The sequence below is a fragment of the Andreprevotia lacus DSM 23236 genome (genome assembly GCF_900176275.1).
Classification (GTDB): Bacteria; Pseudomonadota; Gammaproteobacteria; order Burkholderiales; family Chitinibacteraceae; genus Andreprevotia; species Andreprevotia lacus.
Map to the genome: position 1 here is coordinate 186738 of NZ_FWXD01000001.1, position 18204 is coordinate 204941.

The window sequence follows — 18204 nt, forward strand, 5'->3', positions numbered from 1 at the left end:
ATTACCACTTGCGATAGGGGGAGCCATTCAGGCCCACCCCGTTGGACAGCGAAAATACATCGTACACGTCGCGCCCTTCTTCGGGCGAGTCGGCCGAGCTGGCATAGCTGCGCAGGCCCCACGTTTCGGCATCGCTCTTGCTGGGGCAATCGCAGAACGGGTCACGCGGGATGCGGCGCAGGAAGTAAATCTTCTTGCCGGTGGGGTCTTTCAGGTCTTTCACGCCATCAACGAGCGTTTTGAGGTCGGGTGGGTAGCCGGTGTCTTCCAGTGATTTGTTGACCCGACCATCGTCGACCGCCTGCTTGTAGGCATCAATGCCACTGCGCATTTGCCACAGCGCCTGGCGCAATTGCTCTTCTCGCGTGCGCGTGGCCGCGATTTGCGACAGCGGCAAGGCAACCGACGCCAGCACGGCGAGGATGGTGAGGGTCACCATCAGCTCGATCAGCGTAAAGCCGTGCTGGCGCAAAGCCGGTTTCATCAACGGCGGCCCATGCTCGAGCCGCGCGGCTGTTCGGCGGGTTGGGGTACCGGCTGCTCTACCACGACCGGCGCTGGTACTGGTGCGGGAACCGGTACCGGTGCGGCGGGTGCACCGTTGCCGTTGCTGTTGATGTTCATTGTCGATGCGTCGCGCAGGCGCAGCGGCTCGGTGGTCAGCAGACCATCGGTACCACTGTTGAAGTTGGTGACGTAGCCAGCCGGTGTCGGCAGGCTGCGTACGATGTGTGGCGTGATCAACAGCACCAATTCGGTACGCTTGGTTTCTGTTTGCTTGGAGCCAAACAGGCGATTGAGCAGCGGAATGTCGCCAAAACCGGGCAATGAATTGCCCGACGAGGTCTCGGTGCGGCTCAAGAGGCCGGCCAGCACCTGCGTTTCGCCATCGCGCACCGACATATTCGTTTCGGCGCGACGCGTGCCGATGGTGTATACGACCGAGCCCTGTTTGGTTTCGCTCTTGTCGGTGATGTTGGACACTTCCATGGTCAGCTTGACCGAGATGTCCGAATCCTGCGTCACCAACGGTTCGACATTCAAGGTCAGGCCAACGTCCTGATAGGCGACCGACTCGGTGGTCACACCGTTCGATACCGTCGAGGTCACCACCGGTACGCGGTCACCAATCAGTATCTTGGCCTTGTCGCGGTTTTTCACGCGGATCTTGGGGTTGGCCAGTACGTTGGTATTGCCCTTCTGCTGCAGGAAGTTGGCCGTTGCCGTCGGGTCACCCAGGTTGACCAGCACATTCTTGCGGTTGATTGCGCTCAGCGCATCCATGGTGATCTGGCCCGGCGTAAAGGTGCCGGAGGTGCCCGCGATAATGACGCCGTTGGAGGTGGTGGTGGACGGAGTGCTGCCGGTATAACCGCCCACACTGGCGCTGATGGCGCCCGGATACTTGATGCCCAGGTTCAGCAGGTCGGAGCTGGATACATCCAGCACCTGCACATCAAGCACCACCTCGGACTGCGGCAAATCCTGTGCGGCAATCAGGCGCTCGGCCACGGCAATGGCATCGGGTGTATCGCGCATCACGATCATGCTCAGGCGCTCGTCGATGTAGACGTCGCGTGTTTTCACCATCTGCTTCAACATGGCCAGTACCTGCTTGGGGTCGGCGTTGTTGAGGTAGAAGGTACGCATCACCAGATCCTTGTAGTCGCGGTCCTTGTCGGGGCGCTTCGGGTAGATCAGGATGGTGTTGTCGTTGAGGATTTTCTTGTCGAGCTGATTGGTGGTCAGCAAGAGGTTGATCACGTCCTCGACGGTCGTATCGCGCGCATAGATGGTGGTGCGCAGGGTCGATGGCACATCGCGGTCGAAAATGAAGTTGACCTTGCCGATGCGCGAAATGATGTCGAATACGCTGAAAATCGGCTGATCGCGGAACTGCAGCGAAATCGGGCTCTTCAGCGCCTGCGCCAGTGCCGGTTTCAGGCTGGTTTCGCGCGCCTTGCGCGATTCCAGCTCGGTCTTGAGCTGCAGAGCGCCCAGCGAGCGCGGGTTGTCACCCAGCACCTGCTGGGTGATTTCCAGTGCTTCGTCCGGGCGGGTGTCCTTGATCGAGCGGGCGTACTTGATCTTGGAGTCGAGCACGATGCCAGCCTCGATCAGCTTGAGGCCTTCCTTGGCGCGCTGATTGTTTGCGTCGTAGCTGAGGATTTGCTGGTAGTTTACCAGCGCCTTGGCCAGTCCCTCGGGCGTGCCCGAGTTGCGACCATCGTCGGCCTCTTTTTGCAGCTTGCCGATGTATTCATCGCGCTGGCGTTCATAGGTGGCGCGCAGCGGGATGTCGTCCGGATCTTTCTTCAGCGCGTCCTGCAGCGTGTTCAGGCCTTGCGGCGCGCTGCCCTGCTGGATCTGGTCGATGGCGGTATTGCGTGCACGTTCGGACGCACAGCCGCTGAGGATACCCGCGGCGATCAAGGTCATGGTCAACGCACGTTTCACGGCGTTCCTCCTATCGGCAGCACCTGCTGCTGATTCAATGGCAGATAAGTAAACACGATTTGCTGGCGCGAAATCTGGTCGACGCGATAGGCGCCGAGCACGGTTTCACCCAGTCGTACGCGACCCAGCGCGTCGCACTGGGTGCAAATCACATATTGCTGGCCGGCTGCCTCGACAACGAACTGGTCGGCACCGTTGTTGTGCCATGTGGCTACGATGCTGAATGGCAGCGGCGGGGCAACCGGCACTGGCGTGGGCGGCGGCGGCCCGGGTGTGGGTGTCGGCGGCGGAGTGGGCGCCCAGGTCTGTTTCGGGAACAGGTTGGTTACGCCGCTGGCGTTGCTGGCGCCAGAGGCAGCCGGCTTGTTGGCGGCAACCGCGCTGGCCGACGATGCCTGTGGCGCCGATGCGCTGACAGCCTGCGAGGCTGCGGCAACGCGGCCGCTGCTGCGGGCGTGGGTATCCAGTTCCGGGTCTTCGGTATTGCGGCCCTGCCACCAGGTGTAGCCGACAGCAGCCAGAGTCAGGCCCAGCACGATTTGCAAAGGACGGGACAGCATTACGGTGTCTCCGTCAGGTAGCTGATCTGCATTTGTGCGGTCAGTTGTTCGTCGGCAATCTGCGCACGGCTGACTGAGAAGGTTTCGATGCGCACGCCGGGAATTTTTTCCAGGTCGGTCATGAATTGGCGGAATGCGTCATAGGTCCCGGTAGCAGGAAACTGCACGCCATAACGCATCAGGTGGTTGTCGCCTTCGGCATTCGACTTGTAGTCGGTCTGCAACATCACCACCTTGTCCTTGGTGGCCAGCTCGGCCAGCTCGCGCAAGAATTGCGTCAGCGTGTCGGCGCGGCGGATCGGGGTCAGTGCGGCAATGCTGGATGCATCGCTGGCTACCGGTTTGTTCAGGCGACGTTGCTCTTCGGTCGCGCTTTGCTCACGGCTTTGCAGGTCGCGCTCTACCGGCTTGATTTTCTGCTGGTAGCTCATTGCCGCAATGCCCAGCAGCACCACGCCGGCAAGACCCAGAATGCCGGTATAGCGCGGCCATTGCCGCAGTGCCCATGCTAATTGTTCTTGTTTCATGGCTGGCTTGCCTTGATCTTGGCCGGCACTGCTTCCTTGCGCAGCTGGACTTCCACGCTGGCCTGCGTGGGCTTGAATGGATCGGCCACCTTGGTCTGTTGGCGGGCCAGCACCACGCGTGTCACGCCGGTCTGATGGCTGATGCGGTCATACCAGTTCAATAGCTGCGGCGCGGAACGCGTTTCGATATCCATCTTGATGGTGGCATCAGCCGGGCTGACATCCAGTCGCAAAATGGCCATGTCGCTGTCCCAGCTGCTTTCCAGTATCTGCAGTGCCGGTAGTGCGCTGCGTTGTTGCGCTCGGCGGATGGAGCCGACCTTTTCGTTGACCGGCGTTTCCTTCTGCGCGGCTTGTGCCTTGGCGGCAATCTGCTGCTTTTTCAGTTTGACGCTGGCTTCCAGGGTTTCGACCTGGCTGCGGCTTTGCTCCAGAATGTCCTGTTGTGTGCTGACCCACAGCAGTGCCACCACGCCGAGCGTAACCAGCAGCAGACCGATCCACGGGGTGGGTTTGTGGACGCGATGAAAATCGAGATAAAGCGGACTCATGCGTTCGCCTCCCGCGCGGTGAACAGCGGGTGCACCGGGCCCAGCCATTGCAGGTCGAAGTCGGCCAGCTCCATGCGCGCAAAGCGCGGCTCGCTGGCGACCACGTAAACTTGCTCGGGCAGGAAATCGCTGGTCATCATGGCGGCATCGCGAATCAGCGCTGCCACCGCTTCGCCACGGCGCAATGCTTCGGGCGGCAGGGGCAGGGTGACCACGCCACGCCAGGCGTGCTGGCGCCAGAAGGCGCACACAGCTTGCTCGCCATCAATCAGCAGCAGGGTGAATTCGCGTTGTTTCAGTGCGCCCTTGTGGCGGTTGATGGCAGTGGTCAGCATGGGCTCGACCTGAGTGAGCCTGAGCTTTTGCCCGCGCGCCAGCTCGACCATGGTCTGGTACAGCCCTTGTTCGATGGCTGCGGCCAGACGGGGTTTGCCCCAGCCGCCTTCGGCCACGCGCACGCGCCAGGTTTCGGTGCCGACGCCGTATTGCTGGCTCATGGCCACCTTGGCATAGTTTTCCCAGTCTGCCGGGCGCTTGAGCTTGTCCTGCCACGGAATGATGGCGTAACGCACCCACGGTGCGCCCAGCTGCAGCGCCAGCGTATCCATGCGCAGGCTGCCGCGCGGTGCTTCGACCAGCAGTTGCTGCAGGCGCAGCACGGCGGTGTCGGCTGCGGCGTCGACCGGGGCTTGTGTCAGCGTGGGCACGCCCTGTCTCAGCCCGCTGCTGGCGAGCTGGACATGGCCAAGGCACAGCCAGGCTTGATGTTTAATCCACAAACGTGACACGGTTGATTTCCTGTAGCGTGGTCTCGCCGCGGGCGACCGACATCAAGGCCATCTGGCGCATGTTCTGGAAGCCGTGCTGTGCGGCCAGTTGCTTCACTTCCACCGCCGGGGCACGCCCGGCAATGGCTTGTTTGAGTGCATCGTTCAGGCGCAGCACCTCGGCAATGGCCTTGCGGCCCAGATAGCCTGTATCGCGACAATGGCTGCAGCCGGTGCCCTTGCGGAAGCGCCAGGTGGCCACCTGATTGCGCGTCAGGCCGGATTGGGCCAGCAGGTCCAGATCGGGCTGGTCATCGGTGATGCAGTGCGGGCAGATCTTGCGGATCAGCCGTTGCGCCACCACGCCGATCAGTGCATCGACAAAGCTGTTGGGTTCGACGCCCATGTGCATGAAACGGTCGAGCACCGAGAACGCGTTGTTCGCGTGCACCGAGGTCAATACCAGGTGACCTGTGAGCGCCGCTTGTACCGCGATATTGGCGGTTTCGCCGTCACGGATTTCACCGACCAGAATCTTGTCCGGGTCGTGACGCAGCACCGAGCGCAGGCCGCGTGCAAAGGTCAGGCCCTTCTTGTCGTTGACCGGAATCTGCAATACGCCGGGCAACTGGTATTCAACCGGGTCTTCAATGGTGATGATTTTTTCATCGCCGGTATTGATTTCGGACAGCGTGGCGTACAGCGTGGTCGACTTGCCCGAGCCGGTCGGGCCGGTCACCAGCAGCAGGCCGTAGGGCTCGGTGGCCAGCGAACGGATTGCAGCCATGGTGATTTCCTCGTGGCCGAGGATATCGAGCTTGAGCTGCTTGAAGGCGTCGCCGCCGTTCTGCTTGTCCAGAATCCGCAGTACCGCATCCTCGCCGTAGATGGACGGCATGATGGACACGCGGAAGTCCACGTCGCGGCCATTCATCATCACCTTGAAGCGGCCGTCCTGCGGCACGCGACGCTCGGAAATATCCAGCTCGGCCAAGACCTTGATGCGCGACACTACTTGTTCGGCTGTCTCGGTACCATTGGCGCCGCCGGCATGCAGCAGCACGCCGTCAATCCGGTATTTGATGGTCAGCCCGGCTGGCGTGCTTTCCATGTGGATGTCCGACGCCTTGGATTTCAGGCCGTCATACAGCGTCGAATTGACCAGCTTGACCACCGGGTTGGTGTCGCGCGCCAGCGTGGCGAGCGAGATTTCCGGCACGGATTCGGTGCTGGCTTCGTTATCGCCGATGGCCAGTTGATCCATCGCGCGATGCGAGGTCTCGAACTGGTTCAGGTAATCGTCGAGGTCTTCAAAGTGGGCAAATGCGGTGCGGTAGCTGCTGCTGATGCGCTGCTGCGCCCAGTTGCGCGTGACGGCATCGAACGGGTCGGACAGCACCAGATAGCGCTGCCCCATGGCGTCGTCGGCCAGCACACAGGCGCGCGATACCGCTTCGGCGTAGGGCAGCAGGTCGTGGCGCGGAAACAGCAGCGACAATTCTTCGCGCGTAAAGGCGTCCAGGCCGAGGAATTGCGATACATCCTCGCAATAACCTTCCTTGGACAGCCCCAGCGTCTGTTGCACCAAGAGCGGCAGCGACGTTTCGCCGGCATGCGCGCGCAGGTGCTGAATAAGATCAAGCGTGAGCTCGCTCATTGCATACTCCCGGCGAGTTCAAAAATAGGCATGTAGAGCAGGAACACGATGCCGCCGATCAGCACGCCGATGAACAGCATCAGCACCGGTTCGAACAGGCGCGTGAACATGTCGATGGCGCGGTCGAGTTCTTCGTCGCAAAACTGCGCCGAGCGCTCGCACATCGTGGCCAGCTCGCCGCTCTGCTCGCCCACGCGCAGCAGTCGTTCGGCCACTGGCGTGGTCAGTCCGTAGCGCGGCAGGGTGCTGGAAACGCCCTGGCCCGATTTGATGTCGACGATGGCCTGCGCCAGTGCCAGCCGCATGGTGGACGGCAGCAGCTGCGCGGCTAGCTCCATGGCGGCCACGATGGACAGGCCGCCTGCGAGCAGCAGGCCGACGGTGCGGTAAAAGCGCGTCAGCGAGAACAGTGTGCGATAGGTTTCCATCTTGGGCAGGCGCCAGAACCACTCTGCTAGCGATGATTTGACCGCCTGGGTGCGCAGCAGCATTACGGTCACGGCAATCGCGCCGATGATGGCGGCAAACAAAAACTGCCCGTTGGCGTGCACCAGTTCGCCCCACCACAGCATCATTTCTGCCGCTGGCGGCAGGTTTTTCATGCTGGCGTAAATCTGGCTGAATTTCGGAATCACATAGAACAGCAGGAACAGCATGATGCCGCCACCGATGGTGATGATGACCATCGGATAGACCAGTGCCGACCAGATTTTCTTTTTGACCGATGCCAGTCGCGATTCGTAGTGGTGATAACGCTTGAGCGCCTCGGCAAGGTGGCCGGTCTTTTCGGCCGAGCCCACCGTAGCGATATACAGTGGCGGAAAATGTTCCGGCATCTGGCCGAGCACGCGCGACAAGGTCAGGCCCTGATACAGGCCCTCGATCAGGCGGGTCAGCACCACACTGTTGCCGTCCTGGCCGCTTTTCTCGCGCAGCGTTTCAATGGCTTCGACCAGCGTCAGCCCGGCCTCAAGCAGCGCGATCAGCTCCTGCGTGAACAGCGACAGGCCGAACACGTTTTTCTTGCCGAACGAGAACTTGGCCTGAGCCTGTGCGGAGACGAGCTTGGCGCCTTGAGCGGCAAGCCGCTCGCGCAGCTCGTCCTCGCTGCCGGCATCCAGCTCCATCTCCTGCAGGCGGCCGGCCTGCAGTGCGGTGACCTTGTAGCGCATGGTGCGCGGAACCGTCGGCGATCAGTTGTAGATGATGTCTTTGTCTTCGCCGTCGCCGCCCGGCTTGCCGTCGGCGCCCAGCGTCAGCAAGTCATAGTCCTTGCCGTTCTCGCCGGGGCGATGATAGATGTAGGGGCGATCCCACGGGTCGGCCGGCACGTCCTTGGCCAGATAGGGGCCGGCCCACTTGCTGGCGCCTTCGGCCGGTGCTTTCACCAGTGCGTTCAGGCCTTGCTCGGTGGTCGGATACTGGCCGACATTGAGGCGATAGTTGTCGAGCGCATCGGCCAGCGATTTCATCTGGCTCATCGCCGTCTTGGCCTTGGCGGCACCGACCTGGCTGAACAGCTTGGGGCCGACATAGCCGGCCAGCAGCGCGATGATCAGCAGCACAACCAGCAATTCGAGCAGGGTAAAGCCGGCCTGGGCGCGGCGGAGCAGCGGGGATACTTTCATGGTGGTCTTCTTCGGTATCTCTTAAGGGGTTGGGCGGCCCAATGCAGACGCTAGCCTGCTATCGGCACTAAACCGCGCAACTGTAACCCTGATTTTGTAAGGCTTTATTGTTTTGTTTCCATCCTCTGCTCGCCATCCTAATCGGGCAGGGGTGACGGGGCAAGCGTTTCCCTTGCGGGTGTGGGCTTGCGGAAACAAAGCTGGGTGCGGCTTCCAGCGGGATCAGGGTCATTGGCAGCAAGCGGCAGGGGATTTGACGGATATTCCATCGGCAAGTTCATCGCGTCAGTAAGGCTTTTGTGTACCGGGTGGGCGAGGCGAGTGCGAAGTGCCTGAGGGTGGGGCAGGGGCGAAAGCTGGCTGGCCGGTCGCCAGAAAACACAAAGCCCCGCTGGGCGGGGCTTTGGTGGCAGGGCGCGAGGCCGTGCGGGGCGGATCAGCCGAGGCGTTGTGCCACGACATCCCAGTCCACCAGCTTCCAGAAGCCTTCCAGGTAGTTCGGGCGGCTGTTGCGGTAGTCGATGTAGTAGGCGTGTTCCCAAACGTCACAGGTCAACAGGGCCACATCGGCGGTGGTCAGCGGGGTGCCGGCGGCACCGGTATTGACGATGTCGAGGCTGCCGTCAGCCTTCTTCACCAGCCAGGTCCAGCCCGAGCCGAAGTTGCCGGCGGCCGAGGTATTGAATGCCTTCTTGAATTCGTCGAACGAACCCCACTTGGCGTTGATGGCATCAGCCAGCGCGCCAGCCGGTGTGCGCACTGCGTCTTCCGGGTTCGGCTTGAAACCCAGCCAGAAGAAGGTGTGGTTCCAGGTTTGTGCGGCGTTGTTGTACAGGCCACCCGCCGGCGCGGTCTTCACGATGTCCTCGAGCGACTTGCTCTCGTTATCGGTGCCCTTGATCAGGTTGTTCAGGTTGGTGATGTAGGTCTGATGGTGCTTGCCGTAGTGGTAGGACAGTGTCTCAGCCGACATGTACGGTGCCAGTGCATCTTGGGCGTAAGGCAGTTCCGGCAGTTTGTGTTCCATGGTTTGCTCCAGTGAGGTGTGGCCAGTAAACGTAGTGTAGTGTTCAGATATATGGCGATATCGCGACAGCATTTCAAGTGCTGAGCGCTAAACAAAATCGTCCCGTCTTGGGCGGCGCCGCATGGTGTGGCGGCTGTGCAGTTGCGGGTGCGCGGTTTGGGGGCAGACTGGCTGCTATGTTATCTTGCAGGCGATACCTGCAGCCGTTCCGATCGAAACCATGACCATTTTATCCCTGATCCTTGCGCTTCTGCTCGAACAGCTTAGACCGATCAGCAGTCGCAACCCGATTTATCTGTCGTTCACCCGCATGGCCAACCGGCTGGAGCGCGCGCTGAACGCCGGGGAATACCGCAATGGCGTGTACGGCTGGCTGATTGCCACGGTACCGCTGCTGGCGATCAGCGTGGCCGGCTACTGGCTGCTGGTCAACATCAACTGGATGCTGGGCCTGGCCTGGAATGTGGTCATTCTTTACCTCACCATGGGCTTCCGCCAGTTCAGTCATTCGTTCTCGGGCATCTCCAAGGCGCTGCAGGCCGGAGACCTCGACACGGCGCGTGCCCTGTTGGCCGACTGGACCGGCCAGCACACTTCGCAAATGAACGATGACGAAGTGGCACGCTTCGCCATCGAGCAGGGCCTGCTCGATTCCTATCGCTATGTGTTCGCCACCGTATTCTGGTTTGTACTGCTGAGCTGGGTGGCTGGCCCGACCGGCGCGGTGCTATATCGTGCTGCCAGCCTGCTGGCGCAAAAATGGGCCTCGCACGAGGAGAACACCGTATTTGGTCGCTGCGCCGCCGGCATTCTGGAATGGCTGGATTATCTGCCGGTGCGCTTTACCGCTGCCGGTTTCGCGGTGATGGGTGATTTTCAGGATGCGGTTGATTGCTGGCGTTCGCAGGCGCAGGAATGGGGCAATTATGCGCAGGGCATCATTCTGGCTGCTGGCGCGGGTGCCATCGGTATCCGGCTGGGACAGGCGCTGCATATGGATCACACCGTCAAATTCCGCCCCGAACTGGGTCTGGGTGATCTGGTCACGCCCAGCCATCTGGCAAACGCGGTGGGCCTGATCTGGCGCTCCATCCTGTTGTGGCTGGCGGTGGTGCTGGTATTCACCCTGGGGCAGTGGCTGTCCTGATTCCGGAGTTTCGTATGCCCAGTATTCAGATTGCCAGTCAGACCTTGCCGGTTGCCAACATCTTCTGCGTCGCGCGCAACTACCTGGCGCACGCGGCCGAAATGGGGTCCAGTATCGGCCCCGAGCCAGTGGTGTTCCTCAAGCCGACCGGTGCGCTGTCCTACCCTGGGCAGAATATCGTGCTGCCGGCCTGGTCGAGCGACGTGCATCACGAGGCCGAGCTGGTGGTGGTGATCGGCAAGGATGGCAACGATATCGCAGCGGCAGATGCCTGGGACTACGTGGCCGGTTATGCGCTGGGCCTTGATCTGACCGCGCGTGATGTGCAGGCGCAAGCCAAGAAATCAGGCTCGCCGTGGACGCTCTCCAAGGGCTTTCGGGGTGCTGCCGTGCTGACGGACTTCATTGCCGCTGATGCCATCAGCCCGCCCGGCGTGCAGTTCTCGCTCACCGTGAATGGCGAGTTGCGTCAGCAGGCCGATATGCACCAGATGGCGTTTGACGTGCCGACCTTGATCGCGTGGATTTCCAGTCGCTTCGGTCTGCGGCGGGGCGATCTGATCTATACCGGCACGCCTGAAGGCGTCGGCCCGATTCATGCCGGCGATGAGCTGCGTCTGCAATTGCCCGGCTTGATCGACCAGCGCTATACAGTCCGCGCTGCCTGAACGGCAGCGCAATGAAAAAGGGGCCGGTTGGCCCCTTTTGTTTTGTTGCGCTGATTCGGATTTACACCGCCGGCAGACTGGCCAGATCCCAGCGCGGCTTGGCGCCGTAGCCATAGCTGTCGCGCGCGTATTGCAGCCGCATCGCGCCAGCGTAAGCAATCATTGCGCCGTTGTCGGTGCATAGCGCTAGTGGCGGGTAATACACCTTGAGCTTGCGGCGGCGGGCCGCCTCGTCCAGCCCGGCGCGCAGCTGCCGGTTGGCGCCAACACCGCCGGCAATCACCAGTCGCTGCATGCCGGTCTGCTTGAGTGCGGCCAGGCATTTCTTGGTAATCACATCGACGATGGCTTCCTGAAACGCGGCGCAAATGTCGGCCCGCGTGGTGTCATCGATGGGCGATTGCTCGTTCACCAGCTTGAGTACGGCGGTTTTCAGGCCAGAGAAGCTGAAATCCAGATCGCCCGAATTGAGCATGGGGCGTGGCAGCTTGAAGCGTGTCGGGTCGCCGCTGTCAGCCAGCTTTGACAGCGCCGGGCCACCGGGGTAGCCCAAGCCCAGCAGCTTGGCTGATTTGTCGAAGGCTTCGCCGGCTGCATCATCAACGGTTTCGCCCAAGAGTTCATATTGGCCGATGCCGCGCACGGCCATCAGCTGCGTGTGACCGCCCGAGACCAGCAGTGCCACAAACGGGAACTCCGGCTTGGGTTCGGAAAGCAGGGGCGACAGCAAATGGCCTTCCAGATGGTGCACCTCGATCACCGGCTTCTGTAGTGCAAAACCCAGTGCATTGGCCACGCTGGCACCGACCAGTAGCGCACCGGCCAGGCCCGGCCCGGCGGTGTAGGCTATCGCATCGACATCGGCCAGCTGCTTGCCGGCCTCGGACAGACATTCCTCGGTTAGCGGCAGTACGCGGCGGATATGGTCGCGCGACGCCAGCTCGGGTACCACGCCACCGTACTCAGTGTGCATGGCGATTTGCGAGTGGATGCGGTGCGCCAGCAGGCCGCCTTCGGTGTCGAAGAGGGCAACGCCGGTTTCATCGCAGGAGGATTCAAGGCCGAGTACGAGCATGGGGGTATTCAAGGTGCTGAGGGCAGGGGCGATATGCTACCCGCTTGTTTATAGTGATAAAAGCCGCACTTTACGGTGGCGTCTGATCGCTTGTATTTGACATGGCCAAGTGCTTTTGTCAAAATGCCAGACTTTCCACGGTGTGCCGTGGTTTCAAACCCCAAGGATTTTAGCTCGATGCCTTCCGTACGCGTAAAAGAGAACGAGCCGTTCGAAGTAGCCATGCGCCGCTTCAAGCGTGCTGTAGAAAAGACTGGCCTGCTGACCGAACTGCGTTCGCGCGAGTTCTACGAAAAGCCGACCGCTGAGCGCAAGCGCAAGCTTGCTGCTGCCGTGAAGCGCCACTACAAGCGCATCCGCAGCCAACAGCTGCCGCAAAAGCTGTACTAAGCACAGCGCTTTGCAGGAAGAAGGCCGCCATTGAGCGGCCTTTTACCGCTTCTGCGCGCTATTGTCGCGCACCCCGTCCATCCACCTCAAGGAAACTCGAATGAGCCTCAAAGCACAGATCACGCAAGACATGAAAACGGCGATGAAGGAAAAACAGGTAGAGCGTCTGGGTACGATTCGCCTGCTGCTGGCCGCCATCAAGCAGCGTGAGGTGGATGAGCGCATCGAGCTGGACGATGCGGCGATTACCGCCGTGATCGAGAAAATGCTCAAGCAGCGCAAGGACAGCATCGAGCAATACGTGGCTGCCCAGCGTGAAGACCTGGCCAACGTCGAACGCGCTGAAGTCGAAGTGCTCAAGGCCTATATGCCGCAACAGCTCTCCGAGGCTGAAGTGACTGCTGCGGTCGATGCCGCGATTGCCACGCACGGCAAGACGCCCGCCGCCATGGGCAAGATCATGGCCGAGCTCAAGGGGGCGCTGGCTGGCCGTGCCGACATGGCCGAGGTGTCCAAGCTGGTCAAGGCGCGCATGGTCTGAGTCATGCGCATCCGTGAGGCCATCCATGCTGATCTGCCGGACGTGCTCGCGCTGATGCGCGAGCTGAACCCGGACGACCCGCCGCTGGATGGCGCACGGGCGGCGCAGCGCTGGGACCAGTTGTTGGCGCAGCCGGGCGCCGCGGTTTACGTTGCCGAGGTGGATGGCATGCTGGCAGCAAGCTGCACGGTCTGTGTCATTCCCAACCTCACGCGCGATGGGCGCCCCTATGCGCTGATCGAGAACGTGGTGACGCTGGCCAGCCATCGTCGGCGCGGTCTCGGGCGTGCGGTGCTGGGTGCCGCATGCGGCTTCGCCTGGCGAGCCGATTGCTACAAGATCATGCTGTCCACCAGTGCACGTACGCCGGGTGTGCTGGCGTTCTACCGCGACTGCGGTTTTCGCGACGATATCAAGACGGCATTTGTCGCTACGCCGGTTTGAGTATGCGGCGCGCCCGGTCGCGTAGCCATGAGGCATTGCCCTTGGGGCAATGCCTGCTTCTGTCATCAACGGGGTTTACAGTGATCGAGATGCGTCATCAGTCGTACCGCCGCATTCGTTGCTGCAAGCGCAGCGGGGTTTGATACGCCCTCATGGCCCGCATACCCGACAGCTTCATTCAGGACTTGCTCAATCGCGTCGATATCGTCGATGTGGTCGAGCGCTATCTGCCGCTCAAGAAGGGCGGGCAGAACTATATGGCGTGCTGCCCGTTCCACAAGGAAAAGTCGCCGTCGTTCACGGTCAGCCCGAACAAGCAGTTTTATCACTGCTTTGGCTGTGGCGCGCATGGCTCGGCGGTGAGCTTTGTCATGGAGTACGAGGGGCTGACCTTCCCGGAGGCGGTGGCCAAGCTGGCTGAGTCGATCGGCTTGCAGGTGCCGCAGGAGGCTGGTGGCGGCCCCGAAACCCCGCGTGCCGAGCCGGGCGTGTTCGATGCCTTGAAGGCTGCCTGTGATTATTACCGGCAGGCATTAAAAAGCGCACCGTCTGCCATCAACTATCTTAAAGGCCGTGGGCTGGATGGCAAGACTGCGGCACGCTTTGGCCTGGGCTATGCGCCGGGCGGTGATGACTGGCAGGCGTTGAAAAAAGTCTTTCCGGATTACGACTGGAACAAGCTGCTGGCCGAGGCCGGGCTGGTGATCGACAAGGAGGACACCAAGCGGCGCTATGACCGCTTTCGTGATCGGGTGATGTTTCCCATCCTGAACCAGCGTGGTGCAGTGATCGGCTTTGGTGGCCGCGTGATGGGGCAGGGCGAGCCCAAGTACCTCAACTCGCCGGAAACGCCGGTGTTCGAAAAGGGACGCGAGCTGTACGGCCTGACCCAGGCACGTGCTGCCATTCGCGAGGTTGGTCGCGTGCTGGTGGTGGAAGGGTATATGGACGTGGTGATGCTGGCGCAGCACGGCGTTGAATATGCCGTGGCAACGCTGGGAACGGCATGCACCCCCGAGCATGTGAAAAAGCTGCTCAAGCTGGCTGACGACGTGGTGTTCTGCTTCGACGGCGACAAGGCCGGCCGCAAGGCGGCATGGCGCGCACTGGAGAACAGTCTTGAAATTCTGGCCGATGGCAAGAAATTAACCTTTCTGTTCCTGCCAGAAGAGCACGACCCCGATTCCTACGTGCGTGAATATGGGCAGGGTGCTTTCGAGGCTCAGGTTACGCAGCAGGCGGTGCCGCTGGCGCAGTTCCTGCTTCGTGAATTGTCTGCGCAGGTGGATATGGACAGTGACGAGGGGCGCGCAAGGCTGATTCACCTGGCCAAGCCGTTGCTGGCGCGTGTGAGCGCGCCGGCCTATGCCCTGATGCTGCGCAAGCGCCTGGCTGAGGCGTGTGGTTTGGCGCTGAACGAACTGGACGGCGTGCTGGGCGGTGGTGGCGAGGCACGTGCTGCGCCGGCCGAGTACGTAGCCGAACGGGGGGCGGAGTATATGCAGGATGATGGCGAGCGCCAATGGCAGCCGTCGTCTGAACGCGAGTATGGCGCTCGCCGATCCGAGCGCGGCAATTGGCGCGAAGGACGCGGCAACTGGAAAGAAGGCCGCAGCGACTGGAAGGAAGGGCGGGGTAACTGGAAGGACGGACGGCGAGAGCGCCCCTTGCAGCCCTTGCCCAGACCGCACGCGGGCAGTAGTGACCCGCTGCAGCGCTTGCTGCAGCTGGTGCTGGCGGCGCCGATGCTGGCACAAAGTGGCGAACCGCTGTGGCAGGGTTGGCCGGCCGAGCAACTGGTGGTGCAGGTGCTGCAGCATGTGCGCGGCTTGCCGGCACAGGCGCAGTCTGCACTGGTGCTGGAACATTGGCGTGATACGGTGGTGTTCGAGCGGCTGAATGCCGCGCTGGCCGACGGCGAGCGACTGTTCGGCCGCATGGAAGAAGCAGAGCGGGCAGAGGAGTTTGCCGCCTTGTTACAAACTGCCGGGCAGGTGCTGGCGCGGCCAACTACACTGGGTCGGCGTGCCGAGCTGGAATGGCGTGCCGCACATGGCGGGCTGACCGAAGCAGAAAAGCAGGAATACCTGGCGTTGCTGGCGCAGCGGCGGGGGTAAAACGCCGCGCGTGGGCGCGGGAACGAAGTTGACAGAAAAATGTCTGTCAACTCTGATATAATCCTCGGTTTTTCCGAATCTTTTTGAGTCTTGCGAGCATGGCTGCACACGAGTTCGACAAAGAAGACCAAGAGCGGGTTGATTTCCGCGAGGGCAAGCACGAAGGCGCCGAGAAACTCGATCCGGAAGTTCGCAAAGCGAAATTCAAGCAACTGATCGTGCTCGGCAAGGAGCGCGGCTACCTCACCTACGCCGAGATCAACGACCATCTGCCAGAAGACATGCTCGATGCCGAGCAGATCGAAGGCGTGATCGGCATGATCTCCAACATGGGTATCCAGGTCTATGACGAGGCGCCCGACGCCGAAGACCTGCTGATGTCCGACGCGCCGCCGGCCGTGGCCGACGATGACGCCGCTGAAGAGGCCGAAGCCGCACTCTCGTCCGTGGACGCCGAATTCGGCCGCACCACCGACCCGGTGCGGATGTACATGCGTGAAATGGGCACGGTCGAACTGTTGACCCGCGAAGGCGAAATCGAAATCGCCAAGCGGATCGAAGACGGCCTCAAGCACATGATCACGGCCATCTCGGCCTGCCCGACCACCATCCAGACCATTCTGGAGCTGGTGGACAAGGGTCTGTCCGACGAAATCCGCATCGACGACGTGATCGACGGCTTCATCGACCCGAACGCGGTCGAAGAAGAAGCTGCCGCGCCCGAAGCGCTGCCGGAAGAGCTGACCGAAGAAGATGCGGAAAGCGAAGGCGACGAGGACAACTCGGCCGCCGTGGCCAGTGCCAACCTTGAACTCCTGAAAGAGCAGGCGCGCGAGCACTTCGACGTGATCCGCACGCTGTTCGACAAGATGCTCAAGGCGCTGCAGAAAGAGGGCGTGCACGGCAAGACCTATCTGTCGTTGCAAAGCCAGATTGCCGAAGAGTTCCAGAAGATCCGCTTCTCGGCTCGCCAGGTGGAAAACCTGTGCGACCAGCTGCGCAGCATGGTGGACGAGATTCGCAGCCACGAACGCGAAATCATGGACCTCTGTCTGCAGAAAGTGCGCATGCCGCGCGATCACTTCATCAAGACCTTCCCGGGTCGTGAAACCGATACCAAGTGGGTGACGGAAGAGATCAACGGTGGCCACGGTTACTCGGAAATCCTGGGCCGCTATCAGCACGCCATCATGGAAAAGCAGCAAAAGCTGTCCGAGCTGCAAGAACGCGCCATGGTGCCGATCAAGGAGCTGAAGGAAATCAACCGCCAGATGTCCACCGGCGAAGCCAAGGCACGTCGCGCCAAGCGCGAAATGATCGAGGCCAACCTGCGTCTGGTGATTTCCATCGCCAAGAAGTACACCAACCGTGGCCTGCAGTTCCTTGACCTGATTCAGGAAGGCAACATCGGCCTGATGAAGGCGGTGGACAAGTTCGAATACCGCCGTGGTTACAAGTTCTCGACCTATGCGACATGGTGGATCCGTCAGGCCATCACCCGCTCGATCGCGGACCAGGCGCGCACCATCCGGATTCCGGTTCACATGATCGAAACGATCAACAAGATGAACCGCATCCAGCGCCAGATCCTGCAGGAAACCGGTCTGGAACCCACGCCGGAAGAACTGGCTGGCAAGATGGAAATGCCGGAAGACAAGATCCGCAAAATCCTCAAGATCGCCAAAGAACCGATCTCGATGGAAACGCCGATCGGTGATGACGATGATTCCCATCTGGGCGACTTCATCGAAGACCAGAACAACATGGCGCCGGCCGATGCCGCCGTCTATGCCGGTCTGCGTGAAGCCACCAAGGAAATTCTCGACACGCTCACCCCGCGTGAGGCCAAGGTGTTGCGCATGCGTTTCGGCATCGACATGAACACCGACCACACGCTGGAAGAGGTCGGCAAGCAGTTCGACGTTACCCGCGAGCGGATTCGCCAGATCGAAGCCAAGGCACTGCGCAAGCTGCGCCACCCGACCCGTTCGGAACGGCTGAAGAGTTTCCTGGAAAATCTGGGCAATGAGCAGTAAGATGCCCACCCCGGCCTGCTGACGCAGGCCGGACGGTATACGGGCCTCTAGCTCATGCCTGGTTAGAGCAGTGGACTCATAATCCATTGGTGCCGAGTTCGACTCTCGGGGGGCCCACCAACAAACACAAGGGGTTGCAAGCATTCAGCTTGCAACCCCTTTGTTTTTTGCGCTGCGCAATGCAGTGCGAGCAGTTCATCCTTGTGTATGGCGGTGGCTGGCGCTTGCCCCTGCGTGGGGGGCGTCAGCTGTTCAAAAATTTTCATCGTCATCCTCAAGCATCTGATCCTGTGGGCCATGCCCGTAAAACCAAACGGCAAATCATTCCTTTCTCTGGCTGGCAGTATGCGCCGGCCCAGGCGATCAGTAGCCCCGATTTGTTCATGATCCCGTGTTCGGCAGCCGTTCAGCTGTTTTAACGCTTCATGCAGGGCAGAAGCGCCATAAAGCGGAACTTTTATTTCACATTGTTGGTGTTTATTGATTGTTTTTTTGTCAGTTTAATTTCGAAACATTAACTTAATTCCTTCGTTGCTTGTTATTTTCTATCCTGTGAAATAAGATTCGAAAGATTTTTCGATTATATTTGTAAGTTATATTACAGAATAAATC

The 18204-nt window shown here is 60.9% G+C and carries 18 protein-coding genes and 1 tRNA gene; 8 read left to right on the forward strand and 11 right to left on the reverse strand.

Annotated elements, in window-relative coordinates:
- Position 1: 1 nt before the first annotated feature.
- The 10 genes from B9A19_RS01040 to B9A19_RS01085 all read right to left on the reverse strand — a co-directional run bounded on the left by B9A19_RS01040 (position 2) and on the right by B9A19_RS01085 (position 9174).
- Positions 2–484, reverse strand: a complete 483-nt coding sequence (locus B9A19_RS01040) for a type II secretion system protein (protein WP_084088674.1) — start codon at positions 482–484, stop codon at positions 2–4.
- The gene (locus B9A19_RS01045; RefSeq protein ID WP_084088675.1) at positions 484–2457 is read right to left on the reverse strand and encodes a secretin GspD/PilQ domain-containing protein; all 1974 of its coding nucleotides are present in this window, start codon (positions 2455–2457) and stop codon (positions 484–486) included. The genes B9A19_RS01040 and B9A19_RS01045 overlap by 1 nt, the downstream gene beginning before the upstream one ends.
- The gene (locus B9A19_RS01050) at positions 2454–3017 is read right to left on the reverse strand and encodes a hypothetical protein (RefSeq protein ID WP_084088676.1); all 564 of its coding nucleotides are present in this window, start codon (positions 3015–3017) and stop codon (positions 2454–2456) included. The genes B9A19_RS01045 and B9A19_RS01050 overlap by 4 nt, the downstream gene beginning before the upstream one ends.
- Entirely contained in the window at positions 3017–3544 is a 528-nt protein-coding gene (locus B9A19_RS01055; RefSeq protein WP_084088677.1) for a hypothetical protein, read from the reverse strand. Before B9A19_RS01055 ends, B9A19_RS01050 begins: the two co-directional genes overlap by 1 nt.
- Positions 3541–4095 (reverse strand): hypothetical protein, encoded by a 555-nt coding sequence (locus B9A19_RS01060; RefSeq protein ID WP_084088678.1) that lies wholly within the window; start codon positions 4093–4095, stop codon positions 3541–3543. Before B9A19_RS01060 ends, B9A19_RS01055 begins: the two co-directional genes overlap by 4 nt.
- Positions 4092–4883: a hypothetical protein gene (locus tag B9A19_RS01065; protein ID WP_139798576.1), complete on the reverse strand. Its 792-nt coding sequence runs from the start codon at positions 4881–4883 to the stop codon at positions 4092–4094. Before B9A19_RS01065 ends, B9A19_RS01060 begins: the two co-directional genes overlap by 4 nt.
- Entirely contained in the window at positions 4864–6519 is a 1656-nt protein-coding gene (locus B9A19_RS01070; protein WP_084088680.1) for a GspE/PulE family protein, read from the reverse strand. Before B9A19_RS01070 ends, B9A19_RS01065 begins: the two co-directional genes overlap by 20 nt.
- The gene (locus B9A19_RS01075; protein WP_084088681.1) at positions 6516–7691 is read right to left on the reverse strand and encodes a type II secretion system F family protein; all 1176 of its coding nucleotides are present in this window, start codon (positions 7689–7691) and stop codon (positions 6516–6518) included. The genes B9A19_RS01070 and B9A19_RS01075 overlap by 4 nt, the downstream gene beginning before the upstream one ends.
- 21 nt (positions 7692–7712) lie before the next feature.
- Complete coding sequence (gene gspG / locus B9A19_RS01080; protein WP_139798577.1) at positions 7713–8147, reverse strand: type II secretion system major pseudopilin GspG; 435 nt, start codon at positions 8145–8147, stop codon at positions 7713–7715.
- Positions 8148–8583: 436 nt separating this feature from the next.
- Positions 8584–9174: a superoxide dismutase gene (locus B9A19_RS01085; protein WP_084088682.1), complete on the reverse strand. Its 591-nt coding sequence runs from the start codon at positions 9172–9174 to the stop codon at positions 8584–8586.
- Positions 9175–9394: 220 nt separating this feature from the next.
- Here B9A19_RS01085 and B9A19_RS01090 point away from each other — a divergent pair, with 220 nt between their 5' ends.
- Together B9A19_RS01090 and B9A19_RS01095 are read left to right on the forward strand one after the other, a co-directional pair.
- Positions 9395–10321 carry a CobD/CbiB family protein gene (locus B9A19_RS01090; RefSeq protein ID WP_084088683.1) on the forward strand — a complete coding sequence of 309 codons (927 nt, stop codon included), beginning with the start codon at positions 9395–9397 and terminating at the stop codon, positions 10319–10321.
- 14 nt (positions 10322–10335) lie between these two features.
- Positions 10336–10989: a fumarylacetoacetate hydrolase family protein gene (locus B9A19_RS01095; RefSeq protein ID WP_084088684.1), complete on the forward strand. Its 654-nt coding sequence runs from the start codon at positions 10336–10338 to the stop codon at positions 10987–10989.
- Between the two features lie 61 nt (positions 10990–11050).
- On the opposite strand, the gene tsaD is transcribed toward B9A19_RS01095, so the two are convergent.
- Positions 11051–12064 (reverse strand): tRNA (adenosine(37)-N6)-threonylcarbamoyltransferase complex transferase subunit TsaD, encoded by a 1014-nt coding sequence (tsaD, locus tag B9A19_RS01100; RefSeq protein WP_084088685.1) that lies wholly within the window; start codon positions 12062–12064, stop codon positions 11051–11053.
- Positions 12065–12241: 177 nt separating this feature from the next.
- Between tsaD and rpsU the strand changes: the two genes are divergently transcribed.
- The 6 genes from rpsU (at position 12242) to B9A19_RS01130 (ending at position 17712) form a co-directional block, all read left to right on the forward strand.
- A complete protein-coding gene (rpsU, locus tag B9A19_RS01105) occupies positions 12242–12454 on the forward strand; it encodes a 30S ribosomal protein S21 (RefSeq protein ID WP_084088686.1) in 213 nt (70 codons plus the stop codon).
- Positions 12455–12554: 100 nt separating this feature from the next.
- Positions 12555–12995, forward strand: a complete 441-nt coding sequence (locus tag B9A19_RS01110) for a GatB/YqeY domain-containing protein (protein ID WP_084088687.1) — start codon at positions 12555–12557, stop codon at positions 12993–12995.
- A gap of 3 nt (positions 12996–12998) precedes the next feature.
- Positions 12999–13439: a GNAT family N-acetyltransferase gene (locus tag B9A19_RS01115; RefSeq protein ID WP_084088688.1), complete on the forward strand. Its 441-nt coding sequence runs from the start codon at positions 12999–13001 to the stop codon at positions 13437–13439.
- A 152-nt stretch (positions 13440–13591) separates the two neighbouring features.
- Positions 13592–15556 (forward strand): DNA primase, encoded by a 1965-nt coding sequence (dnaG, locus tag B9A19_RS01120; protein WP_084088689.1) that lies wholly within the window; start codon positions 13592–13594, stop codon positions 15554–15556.
- Positions 15557–15654: 98 nt separating this feature from the next.
- Positions 15655–17592, forward strand: coding sequence for an RNA polymerase sigma factor RpoD (rpoD, locus tag B9A19_RS01125; protein WP_084088690.1), 1938 nt, complete (start codon positions 15655–15657; stop codon positions 17590–17592).
- Between the two features lie 41 nt (positions 17593–17633).
- Positions 17634–17712, forward strand: a tRNA-Ile gene (locus tag B9A19_RS01130).
- Positions 17713–18204 lie beyond the last annotated feature (492 nt).